This window comes from Phreatobacter sp., from assembly GCF_027532945.1.
Taxonomy (GTDB): domain Bacteria; phylum Pseudomonadota; class Alphaproteobacteria; order Rhizobiales; family Phreatobacteraceae; genus Phreatobacter.
Map to the genome: position 1 here is coordinate 1 of NZ_JAPZTZ010000011.1, position 19673 is coordinate 19673.

Sequence of the window (19673 nt, forward strand, 5' to 3'; positions counted from 1 at the left end):
TGACGTTGCCCCCAGTTTCTATCCAGCCTTGAGTTCGTCCCGGCGGTTGGTTTGGCCCTGTCGGGCGGGTTGAGCGGCGTGGGCAGACGCGTAGCTATTCACGTTGCGTAGCGTCTGATCCCGCCGCGGGTGGAACGTCGCCGCGAAGTCGATCGGCGTCTGCCATCCGAGCTTCGAGTGCGGCCTCGTGGTGTTGTAGTCGAGCTGCCACCGCAAGAGCGCGGCTCTGGCCTGGGCCAGGCTGGAGAACAGCGTCTCGTTCAACAGCTCATCCCGCAGGCGGCCGTTGAAGCTCTCGATGAAGCCATTCTGCATCGGCTTGCCGGGCGCGATGTAGTGCCACTCGACCCTCGCCGTGTCAGCCCAGGCCAGGATGGCGTTGGAGGTCAGCTCGCTGCCATTGTCGCTCACGATCATCTTCGGCTTGCCGCGCTCTGCCAGCAGCCTGTCGAGTTCGCGAGCAACCCTCACACCCGACAGCGACGTGTCCGCCACCAGTGCCAGGCACTCGCGGGTGCAGTCGTCGACGATCGCCAGGATCCGGAAGCGCCTGCCGTCCGTCATCTGGTCGGCCACGAAGTCGAGCGACCAGCGCTCGTTCGGCCGCAGCGGGATCATCATCGGCGCCCGTGTCCCGATCGCCCGCTTGCGGCCACCCCGGCGGCGGACCGTCAGCCGCTCCTCGCGGTAAAGCCGGAACAGCCGCTTGTGGTTGACCTCGAAGCCTTCGCGCCGGAGCAGCACATGCAGACGCCTGTAGCCGAACCGTCGCCGTTCCCGGGCGATGGCCTTCATGCGCTCGCGCAGCGAGGCGTCATCCCCGCGCGTGGTTTCGTATCTCATGGTCATGCGGCAGAAGCCGGTGGCTTTACACGCCCGCCGTTCGCTCATCCCATGGGTGTCCATGAGGTGGGCGACAGCTCTCCGCTCGGCAGCGGGCGTCACCACTTCTTTCCCAGAAGGTCCTTCAGCGCGACGTTGTCCAGCATCGCGTCGGCCAGCATGCGCTTCAGCTTGGCATTCTCGTCCTCGAGCGCCTTCAACCGCTTGGCCTCGGATACGTCCATCCCGCCGAAGCGGGCCTTCCACTTGTAGATGCTCGCATCGCTGACCCCGTGCTTGCGGCACAGGTCCGAGACCGGGATCCCGGCCTCGTGCTCCTTCAGGATCCCGATGATCTGCTCTTCCGTGAAGCGGCTGCGCCTCATGTTCTGGTCCTCTCGATGGGCCAGAACGAACTTCAAACTGGATTATCCCCGAGGGGCAACGTCAGTCATTGTCGGGTTAGGTGGGTTTGCCTGGGCGGTTTCCGAATGGGCCTCCGCTAACTTCGGGCCATTGGGTTATGCGGTTCTCATCAGGGGTTTGATCATTTCTCTGACGGCGATCGCGGTTGGCGTGCAACTCGCCTTGACTGCATTTCTTGTCACGATCGTAAGCATCGTTACCCGATGAACGGGGCGGTCATGCTGCAACGGCTGGCTGCTTTCGGGGTTGTGGGGGCTGGTGCTACGGCTGCTTATGTGTCCGGAAGCACGGTTCTCGTTTATCTCGGCGTCAAAGCTTGGGTTGCGGGGCCGGTGGTGTATGCCGCCATCGTTCCGCTGGCCTATCTCGGGCAGCGCAATGTCGTGTTTCGGTCCCGCGCTTCGCACGCCGTGGCGTTCTGGCGGTATGTGGTCGTCCAGGTTGGCGGCTTGACCTTATCTTTCGTTATACCGTGGCTCGTTGGCGACCGTGTCCCGCCCGTGGTCTTGTTCCTGTCAGTTGCAACGGTCGTGTCGCTCGCGAGTTTCATCCTGATGTCTCGATGGACGTTCGGTCATCGTAACGGGGTACCATGATCACGCCAAAGGCGTTGTTGAACGCTGCTCACGCCAAGGCCGTCTTCGGTCGGCGTATCCAGATTTTGTCCGGTCACATTGCTCAAATACTCGGCGATGAACCGGGCACAATTCTTGATGTCGGATGTGGAGACGGAACGCTTGCGGTGGCCGTTTCAAAACTGAAGCCCAAACTGTCCTTCACGGGCATCGATGTGTTTCTCCGCCCGAATGTAGCTATACCAGCCGTTGCATATGATGGCTTAACAATCCCGATGCCAGAGAAGTCTGTGGATTGGGTCACTATCGTTGATGTCCTCCATCACACAGACGACCCCCGAGCGGTCTTGGCAGAATGCATTCGGGTCGCGCGGCGAGGTGTCGTCATTAAAGACCACAGCCTCGAAGGGTCGTTTGCCTATACAACTTTGAGATTCATGGATTGGGTTGGGAACCGAGGGCACGACGTTCGGTTGCCCTACAATTACATGAGCCCGTCGGAGTGGACCGACCTCTTTCAAGGCTTAGGTCTGATGCTAAGCGACTATCGGGGGACGTTAGGCATATACCCGCAGCCCTTCTCGTTGGTGTTCGATAGGGGCTTGCATTTTGTTGCGCGCGTTGAGCCAAAGGATGTGAAGTGACGAGGTCCGACGTGAATTCCTCTGCAGAAGGGCGGCCATGATCCTCGAAGCGTTCCAGCTGATCGTCGCTCGCGCCGAGCACCTCGCCGTCCGCGACCCGGTCGCGGCCCTCGCAGCCCTGCGCGAACTGCCGCTCGACGATTTCGGACTTCTGTTCCTCGACATGCCGCGGGCGGATCTGCCGGCCCTGTCGCGGGTGCTGCCCCGGATGGCCGACCCCGCAGGTCCAGCGCAACTGGACCGGGTCCGACGGCGTTACCCTCTTGGGGCAGAGCCTCAGCTTCGTGCGGATTGTCTCGCGGGCCTATACCGAACTGACCGGCAAGACCTTGAACCAGCGGCGCATCCTCGATTTCGGCGTCGGCTGGGGGCGGCTCGTGCGCCTCATGTACCACTATAGCGATCCCGACCTCATCCACGGCTGCGACCCCTGGGACGCCTCGCTCGACATCTGCCGCAAGGACGGGCTGCTGTGCCACCTGGCGCTGTCGGAATATCTGCCGACATCGCTGCCCTTCGCGGGGCGCTTCGACCTCATCTATGCGTTCTCGGTCTTTACCCACTTGTCGCAGCGCGCGACCGGCAGCGCTCTCGCCGTGCTGGAGCGCCATCTTGCCGATGACGGCGTGCTGGTTGTGACGATCCGCCCGGTCGAGTACTGGACCGTCCACCAGCCCCTCGATCCGTCCGAGCGCGACCGGCTTGTGGCACTGCACCGGTCGTCGCGCTTCGCCTATCGCCCGCACAACCGCGAGGCGATCGACGGCGATGTGACCTATGGCGACACGTCCATGACCTTCGACTGGCTTCAGGAGCAGGTTCCGCGTCTCGTGATCCGCCGCGTCGATCACAGCCTCACCGATCCGTTCCAGCTGATCGTTACGCTGACCCGGCGCTGAGGCCGGGCAGCCCTCTTGCCCCGCCGGGCCCTGTCCATCGGCGCGCAAGCTGCAGACCCGGTCGTTCGATCCCGTGAAACGTCGCCAGCGACAAGGGCACGACCAGCGCTAGGGTGACGGCCACGGCCGCGACATAGCCCAGCCCCGGCGTCGCCGGTGCGAAGTCGTAGAGGGCGCGGTAGACGCCGAGCACATGCAGCATCCCGATCAGCAGCGGGTGCCAGAGGTAGAGGCCGAAGCTTGCCCGGCCGAGGGTCGCGGTCCAGGCCAGCCAGGGCTTGCGAAAGCGGGCGAAGCCCATGCCGACGGTCAGCGCTCCCAGGGCCAAGGCCCACAGGACGATCATTCCGGCGCGTGAATGGTCCCAGCCGAGCAGGCGGCCCGAGGTCATCTGAATGGGCAGGGCGAAGGCGATCAGGCCGGCAATTCCGCCGAGGCCTGCCGTGAGCAGGCCCGCCCGCCAGAGCGCGCTACCGCCAAGGGCGCGCCAAGTGAAGAAGGCGAGCATGCCAGCGGCAAAGAATGGCAATTGTGCCGGCAGCGCGAGGCTCGCGAAGGCCTGCAGGTCGGGGGGCGCTGCCTTGAAGCCCTGGGCCCAGAGCCGCGGCAATGCCCGCGGCCCCGATAAAGGCCACGGTGGCGCTCCGCCAGCTCCTCACCACCACGGTGAGCAGGGGGAAGATGGCGTAGAACAGCATTTCCACGCCGATGCTCCACGAGGCCCAGACGAAGCCCTGGTGATGCTGCGGAAACAGGCCAAATGTGAATGTCGCTGACGTGACGAGGTCGGCCATGCCGATGCCCCGTCCGTAGGCCGCGTAGAAGAAGGCCAGCGACACCGCTCCGACGAGATAGAAGAGCGGCGCGATCCGGAAGAGCCGCCGCAGATAGAAACTGCGCACGGCCTCGGCGGTGTCGAGACGGCCGTGATAGCCATGGCAGAGGACAAAGGCGCTCAGGGCGAAGAACAGCGGCACGCCAAAGCCGCCGAAATTGCGGATGACCCAGAAGGACCCCGGCGGCTCGATCCCGGGGAGCAGCAGCGCGTGGTAGAGGATGATGGACAGGGCTGCCCAGAAGCGCAGGGTATCAGCGCCTTCGAGGTCATGGCGCGACAGCCCGGTCAGGGCGGCTGCAGTCGGCACGGCCCGCCAACCGTCGTGCGGCTCCGTCGGATGATTCATGTTCGGCCCGGGACGGCCAGGTAACGGCAGTCGGCGAAGCTTTGGCGTGGCACCAGCCCGTCAACGAGACGCTGCAAGGGCTCCTGCATCGCACCATAGGCAGCCGAGACCTCGCCGCAGACGATGACACCGGCGAGCGGGTGCGGTCCGAAGGCCTTCTGGGGGTCAGCTAGCAGGGCCGAGACGATGGGCTGCCGCGTCCAGTGCGGCAGCACCAGCCCGCGCCGCTCCGCGTGATAGGGGATCGTCGCGGCCCAGTCGCTGTTGATGACGAGGATCGCCTCGTCCGGCCTGGTCGCGTCCCGCGCCAGTTGCGCGATGCGCAACATCTTGTCGTTGGAGAAGTCCTGCACGACGTGGGGCGCGAAGGCGCGGTGGAAGAACGCGAGTTGCGCCGTGGCGAGCACTGCCACCAGCACGACGGCGATCGGCCGCGTCGGTCCCTCAGCGACGGCCCCGATGGCGATGCCGATGGCCGCGACAAGGAAGATGGCGTTAGCGACCTGATAGTAATTGTGGACGATGTGAAGGTTGGTGAAGAGCAGGAACGGCAGCAGGAAGGCGATGGCCGCCATGGCCGTGTAGCCGAGGCGCCGCCAGCTGGTGAGGCAGGCGCCCAGCACCGCAAGACCCGGCAGCACGACGAAGCCGAGGATGTCCGGCAGCGCCCGCAGCCGCACCGTCGCGAGCCAGAGCTGGGCGCTGGTCCGCTGCTGCCAGTTGCCCCAGTTCCAGCCGGCGAGCGAGGCGGAGGTGAGGCCCCGTCCGATGAGGTTCGCTTCCTTGATCCTGTCGGAATAGGCTACCCACCACAGGCCGAGGCCGAGCGGCACCAATGTCGCCGCGAGGACCATGGCAGCGAGCGGGATGAGGCGAAGGAGCGGGGCGCCGCGCCACCAGGCCCGCGCAAGCAATGCGGCGGCGGCGACGCCGCCGACGAAACCAAAGGCTGGAAAGGTCGTGGATTTCGAAAGACAGGCCGCGGTGCCGGCCGCTAGCGCCACCGCGAACCAGCGCCAGTCGTGGCGCACCAGCAGCCGCACGATGGCCGCGAGCCACAGCGCTGCGAAGAACAGCGCCGTGGTCTCGATCATGAAAGTGCGGGCCCAGTAAACGTGGATCGGCGCGCAGAGGAAGAGGATGGCCGTTGCGAGGAACGTCGTTCGCCCCAGCTTCAGGTCGCGCGTGAGCATGGCCAGCGGCCAGAGCGTTGCAAACAGGAAGGCGACGCTGACCAGCCGGCCCGCGGCATTGAGCGGGATGCCCATCTTGGCCACCGCGGCGACGGTCAGCTGGTAGAGGGGAAACTCGAAGGGGATCGCCCAGGGATGGCCGAGCACCGGCGTTTCGTAGGCAAGCCACGGGCCGCCCTGCAGGATCCAGTAGACGGTGATCGCCGTCTGCGACTGCCGGAAATGGTGCTGGTCCAGCAGCGGCTGGTTCAGGCCGAGCCACAGAACCCACAGCATGTGAGCTGCCGCGAGCAAGAGAATCAGCGTGAGGACACCGTCGACCGAAATTGTCGGCTGCCGAACGTCGGTGGCCGGATCCGCCGGTCCCACGGTCACCACGGCATCGCTGCTCACTCGCCCATCTCCTCCACCAGGGCCTCGGCCGTCAGGCCGAACTGCTCCGCGATGGTGGCACGATAGGCACGCTGGCGGGCGCGCAATAGATCATCTGCGCCGAAGAGCCCCGCAAAAAGCGTGTGGACCTTTGCGATCTCGGCCAGATGGGCCTCGGCCCGCGTCGAATGGGTGACGCTTCCGCCATGGCGTCGGTGAATGTTGAGCGAGGCGGCCACGAAGCCGACAGTTCCCGGCCGCGTGCACAGCGCCAGATAGGTCGCCCAGTCGCCGGCGAAGCGATAGCCCGCCAGTTCCTCCATCTGGCCTGACAGGATGTCGAGGAGCGTGCCCCGATCGAACACGACGCCGCTGACGTTCAGCACGCTGTTGGCGACCGGCAGGAAGCGCCTGGCAAAGACGTCGGCCTTCAGGCGCAGCGAGCGATCGAAGCCACCGGTCTCGAACTGGTTGAGATAGGGCCGATAGGAATCACCCAGCGCCGCCCCGTCCTCATCGATCTGCGCAGAATCGGAGAAGCAGAACAATGTGTCCGCCGCCATGCCGGCCGTGACCTCCTCGAGGAAGCGCGGCTGCGCGAGGTCGTCGGCCTCGCAGATCCACAGCCGATCGCCGCGTGCCATCGCGGCGGCCTTCCCCCATTGGCGCATCACCGAGCCGACATTGCGCGCATTGACCTCGACCAGGATGTCCCGGTTCCACTCCTCCGCCACGCGGCGCGCCACCGCGACACTGTCGTCGGGCGACGCGTCATCAAGGACGATCACCTCGAAGACTGGAGCCGTCTGGTCGAAAATGCTGGTGAGCCGCCCGCGCATGTAGCGGTCGTAGTTGTAGCTGGGAACGGCGACGGAGACCTTGCGCCAGGCAGGATTGAGCGCTTCCAGCAAGGCGAAGGCGTAGTCGTCCCAGCGGTAGTCGGTGTCGATCGCCTCACGCCTCGCTGCGGCTGCGTCAGGGCTGTCGCCCCGCAGAACCTCGCTGATCGCGGAGAGCCCGCCCTCGGCCGAGCGGCGCGGGACTATGGCGCCGTGCTGGCGGATGAGCTCCTCCGATCCGACGCAGCCGGCAAAGCCCACCACCGGCTTTCCGGCGGCAAGCGCCTCCAGCACCGTCGAAGGGAAGGGGTCCTCGCGCGACGTCATGTAGAGGAGATCGGCGGCCGCGAGATGGGCGCTGACGTCCGGCAGAAAGTCCAGGAGCCTGAGGTTGGGGGGCAGGTCCTCGCCGAACAGCCAGGTCCCCACCGCCCGCTCGAGCCGCCCGATCCATACGAAGGCGATGTCCGCGCCGCTCGCATGGGCAAGGCGGGCCGTCTCCAGAAATGTGTCGATCCCCTTGCGCAAGTCGGCATAGCCGAGGCCAAGGACGATGGCAGTCTGCGGGTCCAGTCCAAGCTCGCGGCGGATGCGGATACGGGCATCAGCGTGGTGGCCCAGGGCGGCGTAGAGCCCCTGTGGCCGGACCATGACAGTCCCGCTCACGTCGCCGAACCTCTCGACGAAGGCGTTGCGAACCATGTTGGCGGGAAAGACCGTGGCGTCGCTGCCGAGACGGATCGCGTTGGCGCCGCCCCCCACGTCGTGTTCGGCAATGAGCCTTGGCAATTCATGGACCAGCGATACGACCGTGAAGCCCTCGCGCTTCAGGTGGGGCACGACGATGCCGGTGACGACCGTGTTGGTGATCGCATGGGTCAGGCCTTGCCCACGCAGCGCCTGGACGGCGTCGCTCACGGCCTCGCCCGTGCGCTCGCAGACCACGACGTCGCCGATCGCGCGCATCGCCGGCAGCAGGTTGCCGCCGCCGAGCACAAGGAAGGTGACCCTGACCCCGAATTGGCGTGTCATCACCCGTCCGAGGTTGAGCAATGTCATCTGTGCGCCGTGCTCGTGGGCGTCGTGGCCCACCAGCAGGATGTGGGTCTTTTTCCCTGCCACGCGGGCCTCGCGGCCGACAATCGCCCGGGCGGCCGCATTGAGATAGGCGGCCCCGTGGTGGACGTCGGGCTCGAGATAAGCGCCTTCGGCCCATTCGTTCCAGGCGTTGACGAAGACCAGCCGCTCGCCCGCAAAGGGGGCCTCGGCGGCCTGGCCGATCAGCCCGGATAGCCAGCGTTCGAAGAGGGCGGGGCTTGAGGCCGTGATCGTCGTGCCATTGCCCTGCCGGCGGGCGTCGTTGTCCCAGGACGGAAAGCAGGTTCGCAGCAGCGGAAAGGAAGGCCGCGGGAGATCGAGAGAGATCTGCGCCATGGTCCCGTAGTCGAGGACCGCGCCCCTGAATGCCGGATCGAGCACCTGCAGGTCGTCGATCGTCGGCGTCAGCTGCGACAGCTTGTGCGGCGGAAACTCGACGGCACCATCGAAACCATAGGGCGTCGGGTCATGGTCGTCGAAGGTCTGGGCCATGAACAGCCACGGGCTGACGCCGAGACGGCGTGTGAGCTCCTCCCGCCACCGGTCGACACGCTGGCGCATCTTGGGGATGAGGCCCGGTCGATAGACGAAGAAGATCGGCCGGCCGCCAATCCGCAGGTACCGCGGATCGGCGAGATGGCCGGCCACCGTCTCGATGAAGGCGTCCTCATCCCCCTCATCGTAGGTCTGCTGCAGCAGCACCTCCTGCTCCCGTCCGTCCCACCGGCGGGTCCAGTTCTCGTTCGCCCACATGAGGCAAAAGGGAAAGTCGATACTCTTGTCGGCGAGGTAGAGGTCGAGCGGCCTTTCCAGGATCCGCCGGCGGCCAAACATGTAGAAATAGAAGCAGAAGCCCGCGAGTCCGGCCGCTGCCGCCATCTGCACCTGCCGGCGGATCGCCGCCGGATCGCTCAGATCATAATGGCCGAGATCGCGGGGTATGCGGGGCTGGTAGTGGCCGACGAAGCGCGGCGTTCCACGCGCCACGTTGCGCCATTCGGTGAAGCCTGTGCCCCACCAGGCATCGTTCTCCGGTACGGCGTGGAACTGCGGGAGGTAGAAAGCGATCACCTTGGCGCGGCGCTTGGCATCCGCGGCGATGGTCGGGTCAAACGCCTCGAAGGCGGGTCCGGGTTGCACGGACTTGCGGATTTCGTTGGCAATGGACGGCAGATCTTCGGGACGGGGCACATGGCCCCGCGTCCGGCCTTCGAGAATATAGTGGGAGATCGCCTCGGCCCCGGCCGGCAGCCCATAGTGGCGCCGGTACCAGGGTGCATCGAACACCCGGCTGACATTGCGCTCTTCGGCAAAGCCATTGCGCAGGTAGTGAAGGGTGGCCTCGCGCAGGTCACGCGGCAGATCCTGATGGGCCTCCATATAGTGGCGCGGGTCGAAGATCGCGTTGGGCTGCCGGCCCGTCCTGCTGCCGACCTGCACATAGTGCGAGAGCACGCGCCCGCCCCCGGGCTCGACGGCGTTCGACTCGCCATACCAGCGCGGGTCGAGGAGGCGGCAAGGCCAGCGTCCCTCGGCCTCGCCATTGGTCAGGTAGTGGTCGAGCGGGTCGATGCCCGAGGCTGCCACATCAGGGTTCTGTTCAAGATACCAGGACGGTTCGAAAAACGGATTGGGAGCGTGGCCTGAGCGCCAGCCGACGGCGAGGAAGTGAGCAAGGGCGCCGCTCCTGCCGGCCACGCGATGCAGACTGGCGTACCAATCTCCATCAACGAGGTGTTGGCGAACGACGGTGAGGTAGGGGCGTGTCATGACGGGTCGTGGGCTGCCTCGCCGGAAGCGTACAGGTCGTTACGCACGAACGCCGATGGGGGCCGAAGGACCACCCTCTCTTGGATCTCTAGATGACTCGCAACATCGTCGCCAAGCCACGATTGTGCAAAACGAGCCCGTGCTTCTGCAAAGCAGCCCCGGCCGGGGACGATCCCGTCCCAGGCGGCCAACCCCGCAATCTCCCGTCGCTCGCGCGGCGCCTGTCTCAGGCCAATGCGGCGCGGACGCTCTCGATGATCCGATCCTGCAAGGGCGCATCGAGATAGGGATGCATCGGCAGGCTGATGACCTCGCCGGCGAGGCGGTCGGAGACCGGCAGGCCGTTCCCGGCGACGGGGTAGCGGCGATAGGCGGTCTGCTGGTGCAGGGGGCGCGGATAGTAGATGGCAGTCGGCACGCCTTGCGCCTTCAGCGAGGCGGCGAAAGCCGTCCGGTCGCGGCCGCGCAGGCGGATCGTGTACTGCGCCCAGACCGAGACCAGGCCCTCCTCGACCCGCGGCACGTCGACGAGGTCGGCGAGCGCAGAATTGTAGCGCTCGGCGACGACGTTGCGGGCGGCGATCTCGTCCTCGAAGACCTTCAGCTTCTCGATCAGCACCGCTGCCTGGATCGTGTCCAGGCGGCCGGTCATGCCGATGCGCTGGTTGTCGTATTTGTCCTCGTTGTTCTGGCCGTGGATGCGCAGCGAGCGGATGATGTCGGCAAGGCCCGCATCGTCGGTGAAGACCGCGCCGCCGTCGCCGTAGCAGCCGAGCGGCTTGGCGGGGAAGAACGAGGTGGCGGTGGCCATGCCGATGGTGCCGATCTTGCGGCCCTTGTAGGTGCCGCCGAAGGACTGGGCGGCATCGTCCAGCAGCCAGAGGCCATGCTCGGCGCAGAAGGGCTCGATGGCGTCGTAGTCGGCGGCCTGGCCGAAGAGGTCGACGGCGATGACGCCGACCGGCTTCAGACCCGCCGCCTTCGCCGTGGCGAGACCCTGGGCCAGCGAGACCGGGTCGACGTTGAACGTGTCGGCATGGACGTCGACGAAGATCGGGCTGGCACCCAGCCAGGCCACCACCTCGGCCGTGGCGGCGAAGGTGAAGGCCGGGCAGAGCACCGCATCACCGGGCTTCACGCCCTTGGCCATGAGGATCAGCGCGAGGGCATCCGTGCCGGAGGAGCAGGAGATCACCTGGCTCGCGCCGCAGAAGGCCGCGAGGTCCTTCTCCAGCGCAAAAACCTCGGGGCCCATAATGTAGGCGCCGTGGTTCACCACTTTCAGCACCGCCTCGTCGATGGCCGCGCCGAGCCGCCGGCGCTGGGCGCCGAGGTCGATGAAGGGGATGGGGGCGAGCGGGGCGGCGTCGGTCACGGCATTGTACCTGGTTGTCGGGCCCGTCGAATCAGCGGGGGGCCACGGCGTGTCGTCGCGGCGAGCCATAGGTGCTGCATCGCGGCAATCGAAATCACTTTGTCTTCCAATGCGTGACGGCTTGCAAAGCGGGACGGGCCGCCTCAGCGCGTCATGGCCTCCAGCCGGCGTCGCGCTTCGGTCGCCAGCGGATCGGCGGGATGGCGTGCGATGAAGAGTTCGAGCGCCTCGCGCCGGCCAGCGGCGATGGCCGCGTCGAACTCCTCGCGCACGGCGATGTGACCGGGACGGACCCGGGGCGGGTCGAGCTTGTCGGGTGCGATGGGCGGGCGTTCGGTCACGGGCTGGGCTCCGGCAGGAAAAAGGACCGCCGCCAGCACAAGACACGCGCCAAGCAGGTGGGCGACGGGCGATGCGTTCATCGGGCGGCTCATGGCTCCACGTTTTGTGGTCATTCCAGGGTTGTCAAATCGTCATGCCATGGTGTTCCCTTAAGGCAAGACAGGAATGGTGGCGGCTGCTGTGCCGCCCCTTGAGGGGAAGCACTCATGTGCACCATATGTTCGGGTCCGATGCTGCGCGACTGGTTCGGTACGCCGGTTCACAGCGGCTTGGATAGCGGGTTCACGGCAACGCCGGCTGGTTTCACGGGCGGCCCGTCGAACGGGCCCGTCCTGCCGAACACCGCCAGCGGTTCGCTCAGCCAGGGCGCCACGGGCGACCCGAACATCGACGGCATCCTGTCGGGCTACAAGTGGACCACCACCGCGCTCACGTGGCGCATCCCCACGGCCGCGACGGATTATGACACCAACCCGAGTTTGGCCGGAATCCAGTACAGCGACATGGCCCGCGTCAACAGTTTCCTGTCGCCGACCGCGGCGATGGACACGGCGACGACCGAGATCTTCAGCAAGATGTTCGGTGGCGTCAGCGGACTGACCTTCACCAAGACGACGGCGGGCGACGCGACCGCCGACCTCACCATCGGCCGATCAACAGCCGTGACCGGCGACTTCGAGACCGCCTATGCCTATTACCCGTTTGGTCCCGGCACCGGGCTTTCCGGCGATTCCTGGTATAGCGACAATTATGACGGCTTTGGCAGCGGCTACGCCCTGAACAACCCGGTCAAGGGTGGCTATGCCTGGATCACGTTCATCCATGAATACGGCCACAACATGGGCCTCAAGCACGGCCACGAGACGACAGGCGGTGTCGCAGGCGCCATGGCGTCCGACCGCGACGGCATGGAATTCTCGGTGATGACCTACCGCTCCTATGTGGGCGGACCGACGACCGGATATACGAACGAAGCCTGGGGCTTCGCCCAGACCCTGATGATGTATGACATCGCCGCGCTGCAGGTGATGTATGGGGCGAATTTCACCACCAACAACGGCAATTCCGTCTATACGTTCTCGGCCACGACGGGCGAGATGTTCATCAATGGCGTCGGCCAGGGCGCGCCGGGCGGCAACCGCATCTTCCTGACGATCTGGGACGGTGGCGGCACCGACACCTACGACTTCTCCAACTACACCACCAACCAGTCGATCGACCTGACGCCCGGTGGCTGGTCGCTGATGTCAAGCGTCCAGCAGGCCAATCTCGGTGGCACCAACCTTGCGCGTGCCAATGTCTACAACGCGCTGCAGTACAATGGCGATGTCCGCTCGCTGATCGAGAATGCCATTGGTGGCAGCGGCAACGACACGATCACCGGCAACGCGGCGAATAACGTTTTGGAAGGCGGTCCGGGGGCTGACCAGCTTCGGGGTGGGTTAGGAACCGACACGGCAAGCTACGCTAGAGCGGGATCAGCGGTAGTTGTGTCTTTGCTTACCCCTCTGGTCAACACAGGTGTTGCAGCTGGCGACACTTATGATTCGATTGAGAACATTATAGGCAGTGATTTCAATGATACGATTGACGGTGATCACGGCGCGAACGTCATAACGGGTGGCGACGGCTTAGACGTTATTAGGGGCCGGCAGGGCGACGATCAGATTTACGGAAACAATGGCGATGACAATCTCATTGGCGATATGGGGAATGATTCGCTCTACGGAGGAGATTCAAACGATATACTTACAGGAAATGCTGGGGCCGATCTGTTAGATGGTGGGAGCGGTTTTGATACAGCGACATACAACAACGCTCCAACGGGTGTAAATGCCTCTCTTTTATCTTCTGCTTCGAACACGGGTGTTGCTGCTGGTGACGTGTATATCTCTATAGAAAATTTACTGGGATCGATTTTTGGGGATTTCCTTGAGGGGGATCACGCTAGTAATACTATCGATGGCAGCAATGGAGATGACGTTATTCGCGGCCGGCAGGGTAACGACTTAATCTATGGAGGCGAAGGTCGCGACAGCCTTATTGGCGATATGGGCGCCGACTCCCTATACGGTGGAAACGGTGATGACGTTCTAACTGGAAATGCCGACGCCGATCTGCTTGACGGGGGAATGGGCTCTGATTGGGCTACTTACACAAATGCTTCGGCCGGAGTTGTGGCCTCGTTGGCAAATCCTAGCGTCAACACCGGAGTCGCATTTGGTGATCAGTATGTTTCAATCGAGAATATTCGGGGCGGCGCTTTCGCAGACACTCTTTACGGTAATTCGCAAGCCAATATGATAGAGGGTGGAGCCGGCAACGACACTCTAATCGGAGGCGCAGGCGTGGATACTTTTGTTTTCTCGCCAGGTGGTGGCAACGATGTTATCGAAGATTGGCAAAACGGGTTGGACAAGATGGACTTTACCCAGTTGTCCGCCCGCGTTAGGTCTATTACTGACGTCGTGGTGTCTATTAGTGGTTCCGATACCATTCTCACGTACGATGGTCAAACCGTTACACTAAGGAATTTCTCGCAGCCCATCGATTTTTCTAGTTGGATTTTCGTTTAGTATTTATATGCTTTATAGTAATGGGCTATGCTTGTTAGTGAGTGCTTCTTTATGATGTGCTTGATATGGTCGCGTATCGCGTCCTCTGAGATCTGGCTTTTTTCGGATAGTTTTGGCTTGTGAATTATGTTAGCGTCTGTTGGGTGCGTGCCGATTTTTCGGAAAAATGAACTCGGAGACTGAACTATATCTTCATACTTGATTGTGATTGATCGGTTCCCTAGGTTGTGTATGCGAGCGAATATGCTCTCGCAAATCAAGACTTGACGCTCCAGCAACGAGGCTGTGATTTCTGTTCGGTTGTATATGCTTGGCCAGAATTTTTCTGCTGCCGGCATCTTGCCGTGCGACACCGGTATGTCTGGGATCGACTGCCACGAGCGTATTGCGGAAGCTGGATCTCGCAGCACGCATATTATCTTAAGCGTTGTCTTTGCAAACTCAGTAAGGGCGCTCAAATAAAGCCCATTGTGCTTGGATGCGATGATCGTGTTTTTGTCTACGCTTGGAGCGCGCCATTCTACAAGGTCGTACGAAGCGGGACGGTTCTGGTCGTCTCGGGTCCCCGAAAAATAGTTCGTGACCGCTTTTCCATCAGCGGTCCGACGATCAATAACCGTCCCACCTTGTGAAAGTTTAACGCGAAGGTCGCGGAGGTCCAGCGCAACTTGCTCAGCAAAATGGTCGGCTGATCCCGCCCTTGTATGCAAGTCGACGTGGTGGGGTGGCTCTGATAGGCAGAGTGCGTTTTCACTCGCATCGATTAAGGCCGCGACAAGTGTGGTACCTCCTCTCGGAAGGCCCGTCACGATCATCTCTCGGGTTAGGGTTGCCCTGCTACAAGGTTTCATTCATTCACCTCAATCGGTTGCCCATGCAACCGTCCCACGATGACTGTTGGGCGGTTCGTCGCCCTTCACCTAAGATCGAGTCTGGCGCGTGGCAAATTGCGCACACAGCTGCATTGATGCGAGTGGGCTCCGTGGTAGTGAGTGCTTGGGTGGCTGCAAGTTAGGAAGGTTTAGGGCTATAGTCGTCCCGTTAATTTGGTTCGTTGGCTGATTTAAAAGAGGGCTCAAAATCGAGTCTGGCGGGCCCAATTTCGAGGGCAACTGTGTCATGTTCTACCCTAAACATGATTGCATCCTGAATGCGATGTAAGAATTTAGCGCCATCGCCTGTCGTTGTTACGACGCCGACATTGCAGAAGAAAATGCCCGGGGTTAGATTGCATTTGAACTCAAACGAGAACGCGAATTTTTCCCCTTTTGAGACTTGTGTTAGAGTAAAAGGTGTTGTGAGTGTTGTTGCTCCTGCAACACTTGTTCCGTTGGGAAGACGTATGTGCGTGGCGTATGATACACGTCGGGCGTCGTTTTTGAACAAGACTTCAAATGTGATTATGTATGTATCGTTGGCGTGAAGAATGTTGGTTTCATTTCCGGAAGTATTCAAGATTCGAGGATTTATAATTTGCGCGCCATTCTCGGGGTAGTAAACGGTTGACTGTGGAACTAATGATCTGTCAAAGCTGGGGCGGGCGCGATCATCTAGTGAAAATGCCAATGATTGTGATGTTGTCGCATCGTCAGGTTGTTGTGGCGCGGCATCGGTGTTTGATCTGATGGCGGCTATGAGCCCATTGAGTGCGGGTGTTGGGGCATTGATGATCCGCTGATACTTAGTAATAACAGCCTTCGGCGTCCCCTCCATCAGCTTCTCGCCGCCATCCATCAGCACCGCCCGGTCACAGAGCTGGATGATGGTCTGCGCCGCATGGCTGACGAAGAGGATGGTCGCGCCGCGCTCCTTGATCTGCTCGATCCGCGCGAAGCACTTGCGCTGGAAGGCCTCGTCGCCCACCGCCAGGGCCTCGTCCACCACGAGGATGTCGGGATCGACATTCACCGCCGTGGCGAAGGCGAGGCGCACGAACATGCCGCTCGAATAGGTCTTCACGGGCCGGTCGATGAACTCGCCGATATCGGCGAAGGCGATGATGGCGTCGATGCGCTCGTCCATCTCGGCGCGGGTGCGGCCGTGGAGGGCACCGTTGAGATAGACGTTCTCGCGGCCGGTGAAATTGCCGTCGAAGCCGGCCCCGAGCTCGAGCAGCGCGGCGATGCGGCCCTGCGTCGTCACCGTGCCCGCCGTCGGCTGGAGGATGCCGCAGATCACCTGCAACAGCGTCGATTTCCCGCAGCCGTTGCGGCCGACAATGCCGACCGTCTCGCCGCGCCGGATCTCCAGCGACACGTCCTTCAGCGCGGTGAAGGTGCGGTGCCGCTGGATGCGGCCGAAGCTCACGAGCTCCATGAGCCTGTGCTCCGGCCGCTCGTAGAGCCGGAAGCTCTTGGTCAGGCCCTCGACCCGGATGGCGACATCAGAGGACATCGGCGAAGCCTCCGCGCGTGCGACGGAAGAAGGCAAGGCCCAGCGCTGCGACCCCGAGGCCGATGGCGAGCGCGAGGATGAAGGCGCCGGGGTCGGGCCAAAGGCCGAAGACGAGGGCGCCGCGCACCTGCTCGATGGTCATGGCCAGCGGGCTCAGGGCCGCGAGTGGGCGCAGCCAGTCGGGGAGGGCACTGACCGGATAGAAGATCGGGCTGAGAAACATCAGCATGGTCGTCACCGGTCCCACCACCTGCGCCACGTCGCGCAGATAGACCCCGAGCGCCGCGAGGAACCAGGCAAGGCCCAGGGTGAAGGCCACGAGGGGCAGCATCAGCACGGGTGTGAACAAGACGGTGGCGTGCCAGCCGCTGCCGAGCGTGAGCTGGAAGACGAGAAGCAATACCAGCGCAATGGCGGTGTGGAACAGCGCCGCAGCGGTGATCACCACCGGCAGGATGGCGAGGGGAAAGACCACCTTCTTCACCAGGTTCGGCTGGCCGGTGATGAGCGCCGGCGCCTTGTTTGCGACCTCCGCGAAGAGGTTGAAAACGACGAGGCCTGCGAAGGTGACGAGGGCGAAGTCGAGCGTCGAGCCGCCCTGGCCCCAGCGCGCCTGGAACACGACGCCGAAGACGAAAGTGAAGACGGCGAGCATCATCAGCGGGTTGGCGATGGACCAGACGAGGCCGAAGGTCGAGCCGCGGTAGCGGGCTTCGACCTCGCGCCTTGCAAGTTGCCAGACCAGGAGGAGCCTGCGCCGATGGTCCACGGGTCTCGGTCTCCCTGCCGCTCAACTGAACCGGAACTGCGGCCCGATCTCCCTGAGGAGCGGGGCGGTGCGGTCCTTGTCGGAGAGGGTGGCCTCGGTCTCGGCCACCGGCCAGGCGATGGCGATGCCGGGATCGTTCCAGCGCACGCCGGCATCGTGCTCGCGGCTGTAATGGTCGGTGACCTTGTAGATCACCTCCGTGTCGGGGGCGAGGGTGCAGAAGCCATGGAGAAAGCCGGCGGGCACCCAGAGCTGGCGCCAGTTCTCGGACGACAGCTCCACCGCCACATGCCGGCCATAGGTCGGTGATCCTTCGCGGATGTCCACGGCCACGTCGAGGATGGCGCCGCGGGTGACGCGGACGAGCTTGCCCTGGGCGCGCGGCGCCTTCTGGAAATGCAGGCCGCGGATCGTGCCGCGCGCGGCGGAGAGCGAGTGGTTGTCCTGGACGAAGATGACCGGCCCTGCCGCCTCGGCGAAGCGGTCGGCGCGGAAGGTCTCCGAGAAGAAGCCGCGCGCGTCGCCGATGCGGGTCGGCTCGACCAGCAGCAGGCCCCCGATCTCCAGCGCAGTGATCTTCATGCCCTCGCCCTCGCCCTATGCCGCATCAGCCGCGCTCGTCGACGATGCGTCTGAGGTAGCGCCCATAGGGGCTCTTGCCCAGCGCCTCGGCCAGGGCCGCGAGCTGGGCGGCGTCGATATAGCCCTTCTCGAAGGCGACCTCCTCGGGGCAGCAGATCCGCGTGCCCTGCCGCTTCTCCAGCGTGCGGACGAAATTGGAGGCATCCGTGAGCGAATCCGGCGTGCCGGTATCGAGCCAGGCGAAGCCGCGGCCCATGCGCTGCACATGCAGGTCGCCGCGCTCGAGATAGGCGCGGTTGACGTCGGTGATCTCGTATTCCTGCCGCGCCGAGGGCTTCACCGCCTTGGCGATGGAGACGATGTCGGCGTCATAGACATAGAGACCCGTCACCGCCCAGCTCGACTTGGGCCTTGCCGGTTTCTCTTCGATGGAAAGCGCCTGACCCTGGTGGTCGAACTCGACCACGCCGTACCGTTCCGGATCCTCGACGTGATAGGCGAAGACCGTCGCTCCCGTCGGCCGCGCAATGGCTGCCTCCAGCAGGGTGTCGAGGCCGGCGCCGTAGAAGATATTGTCGCCGAGCACCAGTGTCGCCCGGTCGCCGGCAATGAATTCCTCGCCGATGACGAAGGCCTGGGCGAGGCCGTTCGGTACCGGCTGCTCGGCATAGGTGAAGCTGACGCCCCAGGCCTCGCCCGAGCCAAGCAGGCGGCGGAACATCGGCAGGTCATGCGGCGTCGAGATGATGAGGATGTCGCGGATGCCGGCGAGCATCAGCACCGACAGCGGATAATAGATCATCGGCTTGTCGTAGATCGGCACCAGCTGTTTGGAGACGCCGAGGGTGATCGGGTGAAGCCGCGTGCCGCTCCCCCCGGCGAGGATGATGCCCTTCATGCCGCCTGTCCTCCGCCCGTCAGAACGCTGCCGCGCGCCAGATGATCCATGCAGCGTCCGAGCGCCTCGCGCCAGTCCGGCATGATGATGCCATGGGCCTTGGCCAGCCTGCCGCAGTCGAGGCGGGAATTGGCCGGGCGTGCCGCCGGGGTCGGATAGTCCGCCGTGGCGATCGCGCGGACCCGCGCGTGAGGCCCGCCCAGGGCCGCCGACCGGCTGAAAATCTCCGCGGCGAAGCCGGCCCAGGTCGTCTCGCCGGCGCCGCTCAAGTGGAAGATGCCACGCAGCGTCGGATCGCTTGGGCGGGCGATGAGGTTCCGTGCCACGCCGATCACAGCTTCGGCGATGTCCGGGGCATAGGTGGGCGCGCCGTGCTGGTCGGCGACGACGCCGATCTCGTCGCGGCCTTGCGCGAGGCGCAGCATGGTGCGGACGAAGTTCTTGCCCTCGGCGGCATAGACCCAGGCGGTTCGCAGGATGGCATGATCGGGCTGGGCGAGGGCGACGGCCTGTTCGCCGGCAAGTTTCGAGCGCCCGTAGACGCTGACCGGCCCCGTCGGGTCATCCTCGGTGTAGGGCGTGGCCTTGCTGCCGTCGAAGACATAATCGGTCGACAGGTGGACCACCGGGACGCCGAGCGCGGCTGCGGCCGCGGCGACCGCGCCGGCCCCGTCGCGGTTGGTGGCGAAGGCGATGTCCGGTTCGCTCTCGGCCTGGTCCACGGCCGTATGGGCCGCCGCGCTCACCACGACATCCGGGGCATGGCGGCGAAACAGCGCCGTGACATCGCCGGGCGCGGCCAGATCGAGTTCCGGGCGTCCCACAGGGACGACGACCAGGCGGTCCACCAACCTTGCATGCTCGACCAGCGACCGGGCCACCTGGCCGTTCCTGCCCGTCACGATAAGACGCATG

General features: G+C 64.0%; 17 protein-coding genes. 4 read left to right on the top strand and 13 right to left on the bottom strand.

From position 1 onward, the window contains the following. Positions 1 to 18: 18 nt before the first annotated feature. Positions 19 to 1208, bottom strand: a protein-coding gene (locus O9344_RS08565; protein ID WP_298475176.1) for an IS3 family transposase whose coding sequence is annotated in 2 segments (ribosomal slippage) — positions 19 to 959 and positions 959 to 1208 — 1191 coding nt in all. Because the reading frame shifts where the segments join, the coding sequence is not laid out codon by codon here. Between the two features lie 258 nt (positions 1209 to 1466). On the opposite strand from O9344_RS08565, the gene O9344_RS08570 reads away from it, so the two are divergent. The 3 genes from O9344_RS08570 (at position 1467) to O9344_RS08580 (ending at position 3366) form a co-directional block, all read left to right on the top strand. Beyond that, complete coding sequence (locus O9344_RS08570; protein WP_298475177.1) at positions 1467 to 1844, top strand: GtrA family protein; 378 nt, start codon at positions 1467 to 1469, stop codon at positions 1842 to 1844. Next, the gene (locus O9344_RS08575; RefSeq protein WP_298475178.1) at positions 1841 to 2467 is read left to right on the top strand and encodes a class I SAM-dependent methyltransferase; all 627 of its coding nucleotides are present in this window, start codon (positions 1841 to 1843) and stop codon (positions 2465 to 2467) included. Before O9344_RS08570 ends, O9344_RS08575 begins: the two co-directional genes overlap by 4 nt. A gap of 263 nt (positions 2468 to 2730) precedes the next feature. Continuing rightward, positions 2731 to 3366 (top strand): class I SAM-dependent methyltransferase, encoded by a 636-nt coding sequence (locus O9344_RS08580; RefSeq protein ID WP_298475179.1) that lies wholly within the window; start codon positions 2731 to 2733, stop codon positions 3364 to 3366. Here O9344_RS08580 and O9344_RS08585 read toward each other — a convergent pair. The 6 genes from O9344_RS08585 to O9344_RS08610 all read right to left on the bottom strand — a co-directional run bounded on the left by O9344_RS08585 (position 3347) and on the right by O9344_RS08610 (position 11538). Then, the gene (locus O9344_RS08585) at positions 3347 to 3874 is read right to left on the bottom strand and encodes an acyltransferase family protein (RefSeq protein WP_298475180.1); all 528 of its coding nucleotides are present in this window, start codon (positions 3872 to 3874) and stop codon (positions 3347 to 3349) included. The two genes, O9344_RS08580 and O9344_RS08585, sit on opposite strands and share 20 nt — an antisense overlap. Next, on the bottom strand, positions 3837 to 4511 hold the full coding sequence (locus O9344_RS08590) for an acyltransferase (RefSeq protein WP_298475181.1): 675 nt from the start codon (positions 4509 to 4511) through the stop codon (positions 3837 to 3839). The genes O9344_RS08585 and O9344_RS08590 overlap by 38 nt, the downstream gene beginning before the upstream one ends. A gap of 35 nt (positions 4512 to 4546) precedes the next feature. After that, positions 4547 to 6019, bottom strand: a complete 1473-nt coding sequence (locus O9344_RS08595) for a glycosyltransferase family 39 protein (protein WP_298475182.1) — start codon at positions 6017 to 6019, stop codon at positions 4547 to 4549. A 113-nt stretch (positions 6020 to 6132) separates the two neighbouring features. Then, a complete protein-coding gene (locus O9344_RS08600) occupies positions 6133 to 9639 on the bottom strand; it encodes a glycoside hydrolase family 99-like domain-containing protein (RefSeq protein ID WP_298475184.1) in 3507 nt (1168 codons plus the stop codon). 409 nt (positions 9640 to 10048) lie between these two features. Then, positions 10049 to 11197, bottom strand: coding sequence for a DegT/DnrJ/EryC1/StrS family aminotransferase (locus O9344_RS08605; RefSeq protein WP_298475186.1), 1149 nt, complete (start codon positions 11195 to 11197; stop codon positions 10049 to 10051). A 143-nt stretch (positions 11198 to 11340) separates the two neighbouring features. Continuing rightward, positions 11341 to 11538 carry a hypothetical protein gene (locus tag O9344_RS08610; RefSeq protein WP_298475187.1) on the bottom strand — a complete coding sequence of 66 codons (198 nt, stop codon included), beginning with the start codon at positions 11536 to 11538 and terminating at the stop codon, positions 11341 to 11343. 231 nt (positions 11539 to 11769) lie between these two features. Here O9344_RS08610 and O9344_RS08615 point away from each other — a divergent pair, with 231 nt between their 5' ends. Then, the gene (locus tag O9344_RS08615) at positions 11770 to 14115 is read left to right on the top strand and encodes a M10 family metallopeptidase (RefSeq protein WP_298475189.1); all 2346 of its coding nucleotides are present in this window, start codon (positions 11770 to 11772) and stop codon (positions 14113 to 14115) included. Here O9344_RS08615 and O9344_RS20125 read toward each other — a convergent pair. The 6 genes from O9344_RS20125 to rfbD form a co-directional block, all read right to left on the bottom strand. Further along, positions 14112 to 14966, bottom strand: a complete 855-nt coding sequence (locus tag O9344_RS20125) for a sulfotransferase (protein WP_363321928.1) — start codon at positions 14964 to 14966, stop codon at positions 14112 to 14114. The two genes, O9344_RS08615 and O9344_RS20125, sit on opposite strands and share 4 nt — an antisense overlap. A gap of 190 nt (positions 14967 to 15156) precedes the next feature. After that, a complete protein-coding gene (locus O9344_RS08620; protein WP_298475191.1) occupies positions 15157 to 16509 on the bottom strand; it encodes an ABC transporter ATP-binding protein in 1353 nt (450 codons plus the stop codon). After that, positions 16499 to 17278: an ABC transporter permease gene (locus O9344_RS08625; RefSeq protein WP_298475193.1), complete on the bottom strand. Its 780-nt coding sequence runs from the start codon at positions 17276 to 17278 to the stop codon at positions 16499 to 16501. Before O9344_RS08625 ends, O9344_RS08620 begins: the two co-directional genes overlap by 11 nt. Positions 17279 to 17299: 21 nt before the next feature. Further along, the gene (rfbC, locus tag O9344_RS08630; protein ID WP_298475195.1) at positions 17300 to 17860 is read right to left on the bottom strand and encodes a dTDP-4-dehydrorhamnose 3,5-epimerase; all 561 of its coding nucleotides are present in this window, start codon (positions 17858 to 17860) and stop codon (positions 17300 to 17302) included. Positions 17861 to 17885: 25 nt separating this feature from the next. Continuing rightward, positions 17886 to 18758, bottom strand: a complete 873-nt coding sequence (rfbA, locus tag O9344_RS08635) for a glucose-1-phosphate thymidylyltransferase RfbA (protein ID WP_298475197.1) — start codon at positions 18756 to 18758, stop codon at positions 17886 to 17888. After that, positions 18755 to 19672 carry a dTDP-4-dehydrorhamnose reductase gene (gene rfbD / locus O9344_RS08640; RefSeq protein WP_298475199.1) on the bottom strand — a complete coding sequence of 306 codons (918 nt, stop codon included), beginning with the start codon at positions 19670 to 19672 and terminating at the stop codon, positions 18755 to 18757. The genes rfbA and rfbD overlap by 4 nt, the downstream gene beginning before the upstream one ends. Position 19673: the final 1 nt, after the last annotated feature.

Excerpts from the sequence above, each read along its gene's own strand:
- O9344_RS08570 (WP_298475177.1), top strand. The coding sequence starts at position 1,467 with ATGCTGCAACGGCTGGCTGCTTTCGGGGTTGTGGGGGCTGGTGCTACG.
- O9344_RS08575 (WP_298475178.1), top strand. The coding sequence starts at position 1,841 with ATGATCACGCCAAAGGCGTTGTTGAACGCTGCTCACGCCAAGGCCGTC.
- O9344_RS08585 (WP_298475180.1), bottom strand. The coding sequence starts at position 3,874 with ATGCTCGCCTTCTTCACTTGGCGCGCCCTTGGCGGTAGCGCGCTCTGG.
- O9344_RS08595 (WP_298475182.1), bottom strand. The coding sequence starts at position 6,019 with ATGCTGTGGGTTCTGTGGCTCGGCCTGAACCAGCCGCTGCTGGACCAG.
- O9344_RS08615 (WP_298475189.1), top strand. The coding sequence starts at position 11,770 with ATGCTGCGCGACTGGTTCGGTACGCCGGTTCACAGCGGCTTGGATAGC.
- O9344_RS20125 (WP_363321928.1), bottom strand. The coding sequence starts at position 14,966 with ATGAAACCTTGTAGCAGGGCAACCCTAACCCGAGAGATGATCGTGACG.
- O9344_RS08620 (WP_298475191.1), bottom strand. The coding sequence starts at position 16,509 with ATGTCCTCTGATGTCGCCATCCGGGTCGAGGGCCTGACCAAGAGCTTC.
- rfbC (WP_298475195.1), bottom strand. The coding sequence starts at position 17,860 with ATGAAGATCACTGCGCTGGAGATCGGGGGCCTGCTGCTGGTCGAGCCG.
- rfbA (WP_298475197.1), bottom strand. The coding sequence starts at position 18,758 with ATGAAGGGCATCATCCTCGCCGGGGGGAGCGGCACGCGGCTTCACCCG.
- rfbD (WP_298475199.1), bottom strand. The coding sequence starts at position 19,672 with ATGCGTCTTATCGTGACGGGCAGGAACGGCCAGGTGGCCCGGTCGCTG.